The organism is Streptomyces sp. NPDC088350 (assembly GCF_044753545.1).
GTDB lineage: Bacteria > Actinomycetota > Actinomycetes > Streptomycetales > Streptomycetaceae > Streptomyces.
Map to the genome: position 1 here is coordinate 1 of NZ_JBIVNL010000029.1, position 11,074 is coordinate 11,074.

Annotated in this window: 3 protein-coding genes; all 3 read left to right on the forward strand. The window is 72.2% G+C overall.

Going from position 1 to position 11,074, the window contains the following annotated elements; translation table 11 throughout:
* A partial coding sequence (locus ACIQBL_RS48005; protein WP_401955349.1) for an SDR family NAD(P)-dependent oxidoreductase occupies positions 1-2,475 on the forward strand: 2,475 nt, incomplete at its 5' end.
* Positions 2,420-9,052 (forward strand): type I polyketide synthase, encoded by a 6,633-nt coding sequence (locus tag ACIQBL_RS48010; protein WP_401955351.1) that lies wholly within the window; start codon positions 2,420-2,422, stop codon positions 9,050-9,052. The genes ACIQBL_RS48005 and ACIQBL_RS48010, both read left to right, overlap by 56 nt.
* A 77-nt stretch (positions 9,053-9,129) precedes the next feature.
* A partial coding sequence (locus ACIQBL_RS48015; protein ID WP_401955353.1) for a type I polyketide synthase occupies positions 9,130-11,074 on the forward strand: 1,945 nt, incomplete at its 3' end.

Sequence of the window (11,074 nt, forward strand, 5' to 3'; positions counted from 1 at the left end):
TTGTTGGAGTTGGGTCCGGATGGCACGTTGTCGGCGATGGGCCGTGAGTGTCTGGACGGTGACGGTGAGGGCGAGCGGGCCGTGTTCGTACCGGCTCTGCGCCGGGAAGGCGACGAGACCCGCGCGTTGATGTCCGCTCTGGCGCAGCTCCATGTGACAGGCGTGCAGGTCGACTTCACCGCCCTGTACGGGGGCATGACCCTCCCCGCCGTCACACCGGACCTGCCGACCTACGCCTTCCAGCGGGAGCACTACTGGCTGCACGACACCCGGCCCGTTCCTCACCCGAGCCCGGCCGGTGCGGCCGACGACACCGACGCCCGCTTCTGGGCCGCGGTCGAACGTGAGGATCCGAGCGCGGTCGCCGAGGCGTTGGACCTGGGTGACGGCGAGGACGGTCGCGCGGCGCTGGACGCGGTGCGCGGTGCGCTGGGCGTGCTGTCGGCCTGGCGACGCGACCGCGACGAGAAGTCCGCGGCCGACCGACTGCGCTACCAGGTCGCCTGGAAACCGCTGCCCGCCGCACCGTCCGGCTCACCCGCAGGCACCTGGCTGGTCGTCCTGCCCCAGGGCTGCCGCGACGAGGACTACGCGGCCCAGGTGGCCTCGGTGCTGCGACGCCAGGGCCTGCGGACCAGGCTCCTGTGGCTCGACGCGGCCGGCTCGACGGACCGCGCCGCTTTCGCCGAAGACCTGCGCGAGGCGCTGGCGGGCCAGGAGGACATCGCCGGAGTGCTGTCGCTGCTCGCCCTCGACGAGCGCCTACGGCCCGGCTCCGCGACGCTCACCGAGGGGGTCGCGGCGACGTTGGGTCTCCTGCAGGCCCTCGGCGACATCGGCTCCGGGCCTCGTCTCTACTGCGCTACCAAGGGCGCGGTGAGCGTCGGCGCTTCGGATGCGCTCCGATCCCCCGAGCAGGCGGCGGTGTGGGGGCTGGGGCTGGCCGTGGCGCTGGAGCAGCCGGACCGGTGGGGGGCGCTGCTGGACCTTCCGGACGTGTTCGACGACCGGGCCGCCCGGACCCTGCTCGGTGCGCTGGCCGGTCCGGGCGATGAGGACCAGCTCGCGATCCGTGCCACGGGCGCGTTCGTGCGCAGGATGCGGAGCCACCCGCTGTCCGCCGGTGGAGTGAAGGCGGAGTGGCGGCCACGGGGCACCGTCCTGGTCACCGGCGGAACGGAGGGCCTCGGCAGGCATGCCGCACGCTGGCTCGCCGGCGCCGGTGCCGAGCACCTGGTGCTGACCGTCGCACCGGACGACGCGGAAGCGCCGCATGTCGTGGCCCTGCGGGACGAGCTGAGCGGCCGGGGCGCGAAGGTGACGGTGTGTCCGACAGACCTCACCGACCGGGACGCGGTCGAGCGACTGCTCACCGGCCCCGCCGCGTCGCCCGAGCTCACCGGGGTCGTCCACACCGCCGACCTCGCGCGGATCACCCAGGCCGACGCCACCGGCGTCGACGAACTGGCGGAGACGCTCGCGGCCAAGGCCGAAGGACTGCTCCATCTCGACGCGCTCCTGGCGGAGCGGGAACTGGACCTGTTCGTGGTCTTCTCGTCGGTCGCCAGTGTGTGGGGCGGTGGCGGTCAGGGACTGATCGGTGCGGCCAACGCCCAGATGGACGCGCTCATCGAGCGTCGCCGCGCCAGAGGGCTGGCGGCGACCTCCGTGGCCTGGGGCGTCATCGACGGCTTCGGTGTGGCCTCCGACGCCACGGCCCAGGAGCAGCTGCGCCGCCGCGGTGTGCTGCCGATGGCGCCGGAGGCGGCCATGGCGGCCCTCGCACAAGCCGTCCGGAACGACGACACGCTCGTGGCCGTCGCGGACGTCGACTGGTCGGCGTTCGTGCCGGCGTTCACCTCCCTGCGGCCCAGCCCGTTGATCGGTGACCTGCCAGGCGTCCAGGACATCGTGGACAGCCTCCGGCAGGACGAGTCCGGCGACGAGTCCGCCTCGGAGTTCCTGCGTCAACTGGCCACGGGCTCCGACGCCGAGCGGGAACGCGCGCTCATGAAGGTGGTGCGTGAGAACGCGGCGGTCGCCCTGGGACACAGCGGAGCCGAGGCGATCAAACCGCAACGCGCCTTCCAGGAGATGGGATTCGACTCCCTCGCCGGCGTGAACCTTCGCAACAGCCTCGGCGCCGCTCTGGGCACCAAGCTGCCGGCCACCCTCGTCTTCGACTACCCCACGCCCGACGCGCTGGTGGAGTACCTGCGCACCGAACTCCTGGGCGACCAGGGCACGGAGGACGCGACCGAGGCCGACGAGGAGGAGCTCCGCAGGGTGCTGGCCTCCGTGCCGTTCAGCCGGTTCCGCGAGGCCGGAGTGCTCGACGCGCTGCGCTCGATGGCCAGGACCGAGGCGGTCGCACAGGACGAGGACCGGCCGTCCGCCGACGAAGAGCTCGACCTGATCGATGGAATGGACATCGCAGGGCTGGTCCAACGGGCGTTCGACGGAACCCAGTTGTGATCGCGCACTCGAAACGGTGGGAGCGGCCATGAGCAGCCAGAGTGAACAGATCGTCGAAGCCCTGCGCGCTTCGCTGAAGGACAACGCCAGGCTGAAGCACGAGTACGACAAGGCGGTCGCTGCCGCCTCCGCTCCCGTCGCGATCGTCGGAATGGCGTGCCGGCTGCCGGGCGGGGTGACCGCCCCGGAGCAGCTGTGGGAGCTGGTGTCCACCGGCGGTGACGGCATCACCGGCTTCCCGGTGAACCGCGGCTGGGACCTGGACAACCTGTTCCATCCCGACCCCGACCACCCCGGCACCAGCTACGCCTCGGAAGGCGGCTTCCTGCACGACGCCGGTGAGTTCGACGCGGGCTTCTTCGGCATCTCCCCGCGGGAGGCCGTGGCGATGGACCCCCAGCAGCGGATCATGCTGGAGCTGTCCTGGGAGGTGTTCGAGCGGGCCGGGATCGACCCCACCACCCAGCGCGGCAAGGACGTCGGCGTCTACTCCGGGATCGCCTTCCACGACTACGGGGCCCATCTGGCCGAAGTCCCCGAAGGACTGGAGGGGTTCATCCTCACCGGTGGCGCGGGAAGCGTGCTGTCCGGTCGGGTCTCCTACGCCCTCGGCCTCGAAGGCCCCGCCGTGACGATCGACACGGCGTGTTCGTCGTCCCTGGTGGCGTTGCATCTGGCGGCACAGGCCCTGCGGGCGGGCGAGTGCTCGATGGCACTGGCCGGCGGGGTCACGGTGATGGCGGAGTCCGACGCCTTCGTGGGCTTCTCCCGGCAGCGCGGACTCGCCCCCGACGGACGGTGCAAGGCCTTCGCCGCCGCTGCGGACGGCACCGGGTTCTCCGAAGGCGCCGGTGTGCTGTTGCTGGAACGGCTGTCCGACGCCGTCGGCGCGGGGCACCCGGTGCTGGCAGTGGTGCGGGGCTCGGCGGTGAATCAGGACGGTGCGTCCAACGGGCTCACAGCACCGAACGGCCCCTCCCAGCGGCGGGTCATCCGGCAGGCGCTGAGCAGTGCCCGGCTGTCGGCCGCCGACGTGGACGTGGTGGAGGCCCATGGTACGGGCACGGCGCTGGGCGACCCCATCGAGGCGCAGGCCCTGCTGACCACGTACGGCAGGGACCGCGACCGTCCGTTGTGGCTGGGGTCGGTGAAGTCGAACATCGGCCACACCCAGGCCGCGGCCGGCGCGGCAGGTGTGATCAAGATGGTGATGGCCATGCGGCACGGAGTGCTGCCGCGCACCCTGCATGTGGACACGCCCACGCCCCAGGTCGACTGGTCGGTGGGCGCCGTGCGACTCCTGACCGACGAACAGGCGTGGCCGGTGACGGGTCGGCCGCGCCGGGCCGCCGTGTCGGGCTTCGGCATCAGCGGCACCAACGCCCATGTCATCCTCGAAGAGCCCCCGGCCCCCCAGCCCGCCGCGGCCGGCACCCCGACCGGCCCGGCCCTCGCCATGGACCAGTCGCCCTCGTCGACGCCGCCGGTGCTGAACGACGCCCCGGTGCCGCTCGTAGTCTCCGGGCGGAGCGAGCCGGCACTGCACGCCCAGGCCCAGCGCCTCCTGTCGTATCTGGAGGAACGCCCCGGCGTGCCCCTGCCGGACCTCGGCTGGTCGCTGGCTGCCGGGCGCACGGCGCTGGAGCAACGCGCCGTCGTGCTGGCCGCCGACCGGGACGCCGCGCTGAGCGGCCTGACGGCGCTGGCCGGCAACGCCCCCGCACCCGAGGTGGTTCGCGGCACCGGCCCGGCCACCGGGCACATCGCCTTCGTCTTCCCCGGCCAGGGCTCGCAGTGGCCGGGCATGGCGGCCGAACTCCTCGCCTCCTCACCGGTGTTCGCCGCCCGGTTCGCCGAGTGCGACGCCGCGATACGCCACCTGGTGGACTGGTCCGTCACCGACGTGATCCGGCAAACCGACGAAGCTCCGTCCCTGGACCGGATAGAGGTCCTGCAACCGGCACTGTTCGCGGTGCACGTGTCCTTGGCGGCGGTGTGGGAGGCGGCCGGGGTGGCACCGGCGGCGGTGGTCGGCAACAGCCAGGGCGAGATCGCGGCGGCGTACGTGGCCGGGGCACTGTCGCTGGAGGAGGCCGCCAGGATCGTCGTCCTGCGCAGCGCGCTGTTCGCCGAGGAACTGGTGGGCAAGGGCGCGGTGGCCTCCGTCGCCGCGTCGGCCGACGCCGTGGAGCGGCGGCTGACGGCCTGGGGCGAACGGCTGGTGATCTCCGGACGCAACGGCCCCTCGGCGGTGACCGTGGCGGGCGAGGTGGCCGCGTTGAAGGAGTTCGTGGCCGACTGCAGGGCCGACGGCCTCCGGGCACAGGTCGTGGGCTCCACGGTGGCCTCGCACTGCGCCCAGGTCGATCCGTTGCGGGACCGCATCCTGGCGATGTTCGCCGACATCACCCCGCGCCGCGGACACATCCCCTTCTACTCGACGGTCACCGGCGGTGTGCTCGACACCGGCGAACTGGGCGCCGAGTACTGGTTCAGCAACGCGCGCAGGCCGGTGAACTTCGAGGGCGCCGTCCGCGAACTCCTCGCCGACGGGTTCGGCTTCTTCGTCGAGTCCAGCGCCCACCCCGTGCTGGTGACGGCCATGCAGCAGGTCTTCGAGGACACCGAGGCCGACGCGGTGGCCGTGGGTTCGCTGCGGCGCGACGAGGGCGGTGCGCGGCGCTTCATGACCTCGCTCGCCGAAGCCCATGCGGGCGGGCTGCCGGTCGACTGGTCCACACTGTTCGCCGCCTGGGAGCCGAGCCGGGTCGACGATCTGCCCACGTACGCCTTCCAACGGCGGCACTACTGGCTGGAATCGGCCCAGACCCCCGGCGACGCCGCGGGACTCGGGCTCGAACCGGCCCAGCACCCCCTGCTGGGCGCGGTGACCGAGGTCTCCGAATCCGGCGGGGTGCTGTTCACCTCCCGTCTCTCGCTGCGGTCGCATCCGTGGCTGGCCGACCACGCGGCGGCGGGCACGGTACTGCTGCCCGGGGCGGCGTTCGTGGAGCTGGCGGTACGCGCCGGTGACGAGGTCGGCTGCGGCGCGGTGGAGGAACTCGTCATCGAGGCACCGCTCACCCTGGCCAAGGGCGACGGCGTACGGCTTCAGGTGTTCGTGGGCGAGGCCGGTGACGCCGGCCGGCGCTCGCTCACCGTGCGCTCCCGCGCGGAGGGAAGCGGACCGGGAGCGGCCTGGACACGGCACGCCACCGGCGCCCTGGCCCCGGCCCCCGCCACCCCGCCGGACACCGGCCTCGCCCAGTGGCCCCCGGCCGGGGCGGTCCCCGTGGAAGCGGAGCGGGTGATGGAGGGATACGAGAACATGGCCGCCGCCGGTTACGGCTACGGACCGGCCTTCCGGGGACTGCGCGCGGTGTGGACCCGGGGCGACGAGGTGTTCGCCGAGGTCGAACTGCCCGAGGACCAGGGACTCTCGGCCGACGGCTTCGGCCTGCACCCCGTGCTGCTCGACTCCGCCATGCACGCCCTCTCCTTCCGCGACCTGGGCGGCGCCGAGCCCGAACTCGCGCTGCCCTTCGCCTACCGCGAGGTCGCCCTGCACGCCGCCGGGGCATCCGCGCTGCGCGTCCGCATCACCCCGAACGGCCCCGAGGGAGTGGCCGTCCACCTGGCCGACACCGGCGGCACCGCCGTCGCCGCCGTCGGATCGGTGGTCTCCCGGCCGGTGACCACCGGACAACTGGACACCCAAGCCTCTCCCGCGCGGGAGCGCCTTTTCCGCGTCGGCTGGGACGAACTGCCCGCACCGGCCGCCGAAACCCAGGAGGCCCGACCGCATCCCGTACCGGTGGAGACCGCCGAGGACATCCGGGAACTGGTCGAGACGGCCGACCTGGGCGTGCCCGAGGCACTGCTCCTCGAACTGACCTCGGCCGACCCCGAGCCGAGCGCAGCCGGCGTACGGGAGATGACCGGACAGGTGCTGGAACTGCTCCAGACCTGGCTGGCCGCACCCGAACTCGACGACACCCGGCTGCTCGTGCTCACCCACGGCGCGGTGGCGGTACACCACGACCGCGAGCTGACCGACCCCGCCGCCGCGGCCGTGTGCGGTCTGCTGCGGTCCGCGCAGGCCGAGAACCCCGGGCGGATCACACTGGTCGACACCGACCGGGCGGAGGCCTCGCTGACCCTGCTGCCCGGCGTGTTCACCGGCGAAGAACCCCAACTGGCCCTGCGCGACGGCGTCCGCCACGCCCGTCGCCTGACCCGCGCCGACACCGTCGCGGCGCTGACCGCCCCCGCCGGCGCGACGGCCTGGCGGCTGGAGCCCGGCACCGACGGCACCCTCGAAGGGCTGGCGCTGCACCCCGCGCCCGCCGCTCTACAGCCACTGACAGCCGGTCAGGTCCGCATCGAGGTACGGGCGGCGGGACTGAACTTCCTGGACGTCCTGGTCGCGCTGGACATGAACAGGGTGGACGCCACCATCGGCAACGAGGGCTCGGGAGTGGTCACCGAGGTCGGCCCCGGCGTGGACGGGCTCACCGTCGGCGACCGCGTGATGGGACTGTTCCCCGACGCCGTCGGCCCGCTGGCCGTCGCCGACCACCGCACAGTGATCAGAGTCCCGCACGGCTGGTCCTTCCAGCAGGCCGCCACCGTGCCGATGGCGTTCCTCACCGCCTACTACGGCCTGCGGGACCTCGCCGGTCTGCGCTCCGGTGAGTCCGTACTGATCCACGCCGCCGCCGGCGGAGTCGGCATGGCCGCCGTGCAACTCGCCCGGCACTGGGGCGCCGAGGTGTTCGCCACCGCCGGCCCCGCCAAACGCGACGCCGTGCTCGCCACCGGAATCGGCGGGCAGCGGCTGGGCAACTCGCGCACCCTGGAGTTCGAACGGCGCTTCCTGGAGGACACCCAGGGCCGGGGCGTCGACGTGGTGCTGGACAGCCTGGCCGGGGAGTTCGTGGACGCCTCGCTGCGGCTGCTGCCCCGCGGAGGCCGGTTCCTGGAGATGGGCAAGGCCGACCTGCGTAGTCCCGAAGAGGTCGCCTCAGCCCACCCCGGCGTTTCCTACCAGGCCTTCTCCCTCTACGAGGCGGGGAACGACCGGATCGGGGAGATGCTGCGCGAACTGGTCGAGCTGTTCGACCGGGGTGCACTGCACCCGCTGCCGCTGACCAACTGGGACGTGCGACGTGCCCCGGCCGCCTTCCGGTACATGAGCCAGGCGCGGCACATCGGCAAGAACGTCTTCACCCTGCCCCGGTCCCTCGACACCGCCGGTACCGTCCTGGTCACCGGCGGCACCGGCACACTGGGCCGCCTGGTGGCCCGGCGCATGGTCACCGAACACGGGCTGCGCAACGTCGTCCTGGCCGGCCGGCGCGGCAGAGGAGCCGCGGGAGCGACAGCGCTGGAGGACGAGCTCGCGGCCCTGGGAGCCACCGTGCGCACGGTCGCCTGCGACGTCGCCGACCGGGAGGCAGTGGCCGAACTCCTCGCCTCGATCCCGCGGGACGCCCCGCTCACCGCCGTGGTGCACACCGCGGGACTGCTGGACGACGGGGTGATCACCACCCTGACCCCGGACCGGCTGGACGCCGTGTTCCGCCCCAAGGTGGACGCCGTGCTCAACCTGCACGAACTGACCCAGGACCTCGACCTCGCCGCGTTCGTCCTCTTCTCCTCCGGAGCCGGCACCTTCGACTCCCCGGGCCAGGGCAACTACTCCGCGGCCAACGCCTTCCTCGACGCAATGGCCCGCCACCGCCACACCAGGGGCCTGCCCGCCCTCTCGCTCGCCTGGGGACTGTGGGGACAGGTCACCGACATGAGCGCCCACCTCGACGACACCGACCAGCGGCGCATGGCCAAGGGCGGCATGCTCGCCCTCTCCGTCCCCGAGGGCATGGAGCTGTTCGACACGGCGTTGCGCGGACCCGACACCGTGCTGGTCCCCGCCCACATGGACTTCGCGGCCCTGCGCGCCCTGGCCGGCTCCGGCTCGCTGCCCGCGCTGCTGCGCGCCCTGGTCCGCGCCCCGCGCCGGGCCGTGGACAACGCGGCGGCCGGCACGGACGACCTGATGGGCAGGCTGGGCAGGGCCACCGCGGGCCAGCAGGAGCAGATCCTGCTCGACATGGTCCAGCAGGAGGCCGCCGCCGTCCTCGGACACTCCTCGGCCGAGGCCGTCGAACCCCACCAGCCCTTCAAGGAGATCGGCTTCGACTCGCTCACCGCCGTCGAGCTGCGCAACCGGCTCTCCCGCCGAGCCGGAGTACGGCTCCCGGCCACGCTCGTCTTCGACCATCCCGCACCCGCGGCACTGGCCCGCTTCCTGCTCGCCGAACTGGGCCAGGAGGTCGACACCTCCGAGGTGCTGATGGCCGGACTCGACACCGTGGCCGCCACCCTGGCCGAGGTGACACCCGACGCCTCGACCCGCGCCAAGGTGCTGGCCCGCCTCCACCTGCTGGTCGAGCAGTGGGAGAACATCACCACGGACGCCACCTCGACCACCGGCGAGGACGACGAGTTCGACGTGGACACCGCGACCGACGAGGCCCTGTTCGAACTCATCGACCGGCAGTTCGGCACGTCCTGACCGGCCGTCCCCGCACGACGGGACACACCGGCCGACCCTTCAGCAGACGCAACCGTTTCCTTCAGGAGCTGACTCCCATGGCAGATGACGGGAAGCTACGCGAATACCTCAAGCGCGTACTGGCGGACGCCCGCCGTTCCCAGAAGCGGGTCCGCGAGCTGGAGGCCGAGCGGTCCGAACCGATCGCCATCGTCGCGATGGCCTGCCGGCTCCCGGGCGGGGTGTCCTCCCCGGAACAGCTGTGGGACCTGGTGCTCCAGGGACGGGACGGCATCACCGGCTTCCCGTCGAACCGCGGCTGGGACCTGGAGAACCTCTTCCACCCGGACCCCGACCACCGGGGCACCAGCTATGTGCGCGAGGGCGGATTCCTGCACGACGCCGGGGAGTTCGACGCCGGCTTCTTCGGGATCTCCCCCCGCGAAGCGGTCACCATGGACCCCCAACAGCGCATCATGCTCGAACTCGCCTGGGAGGCGTTCGAACGGGCGGGCATCGACCCGACCATGTGGCGCGGCAAGGACGTCGGTGTCTTCTCCGGCTTCGCGGGAAGCGACTACGGGGCCGAACTGCCACAGCTGCCCGAAGAGCTGGAAAGCTACCTCATGACCTCCGGCGCCGGGAGCGTCCTGTCCGGCCGGATCTCCTACACCTTCGGCTTCGAAGGCCCCGCCGTCACGGTCGACACCGCATGCTCCGCCTCCCTGGTGGCCCTCCACCTGGCCGCACGGGCCCTACGGGCCGGAGACTGCTCGATGGCGCTGGCCGGCGGCGTCACCGTGCTGGGAACACCCCGGGCGTACATCGGTTTCTCACGCCAGCGCGGACTCGCGTCCGACGCACGCTGCAAGGCGTTCGCCGCCGCCGCGGACGGCACCGGCTTCTCCGAGGGTGCGGGTGTGCTGTTGGTGGAGCGGTTGTCGGATGCGCAGCGCAACGGTCATCGGGTGTTGGCGGTGGTGCGGGGCAGTGCGGTGAATCAGGACGGTGCGTCGAATGGTCTGACGGCGCCGAATGGTCCGTCGCAGCAGCGGGTGATCCGGCAGGCGCTGGCTGGTGCGGGTGTGTCGGCTGCCGATGTGGATGTGGTGGAGGCGCACGGTACGGGTACGGCGCTGGGCGATCCGATCGAGGCGCAGGCGTTGTTGGCTACGTATGGCCAGGGGCGGCCGGTGGGCCGTCCGTTGTGGCTCGGTTCGTTGAAGTCGAACATCGGCCATACCCAGGGGGCTGCGGGTGTGGCTGGTGTGATCAAGATGGTGATGGCGTTGCGGCACGGGGTGTTGCCGCGGACGTTGCATGTGGATGAGCCGACGCCGGAGGTGGATTGGTCGGCGGGTGCGGTGGAGTTGCTGACCGGGGAGCAGCCGTGGCCGGAGGTGGGTCGTCCGCGTCGGGCGGGGGTGTCGGGGTTCGGGGTGAGTGGGACGAATGCTCACGTGATTTTGGAGCAGGCTCCGGAGCCTGCGGAGGATGTGGTTCCGGCGGTGCCGGGGGGTGTGGTGCCGCTGCTGGTGTCGGGGCGAGGTGACGCGGCCCTGCGGGCACAGGCGCAGCGGCTGCTGGGCTTCGTCGAACGTCATCCCGAGGTGAGCGTGACGCAGTTGGGTTTTGCGTTGGGTGTGGGTCGTGCGGGGTTGTCGGATCGTGCGGTGGTGGTGGCGGGGGAGCGGGGTGAGGTGTTGGCGGGGTTGGGTGCGGTGGTGCGGGGTGAGCCGGTTGCCGGTGTGGTGTCGGGTGCGGTGGGGCGGGGGCGGCTGGGGGTGTTGTTCGCCGGTCAGGGGTCTCAGCGGGTGGGTATGGGGCGGGAGTTGTATGAGGCGTTTCCTGTGTTCGCGGAGGCCTACGACCGTGTGCGGGGTCTGCTCGGCATCGGGGATGTGGATGTGGATCGGGAGGGGTTGGACCGGACGGGTAATGCGCAGCGGGCGTTGTTCGCGTTGGAGGTGGCGTTGTTCGAGTTGGTGTCGGCGTTGGGGGTGCGGCCTGAGGTTGTGGGTGGTCATTCGATTGGTGAGTTGG

Bases quoted from the DNA above. Each gene is read 5' to 3' on its own strand.
- ACIQBL_RS48010 (WP_401955351.1), top strand. From the start codon at position 2,420: ATGGAATGGACATCGCAGGGCTGGTCCAACGGGCGTTCGACGGAACCC.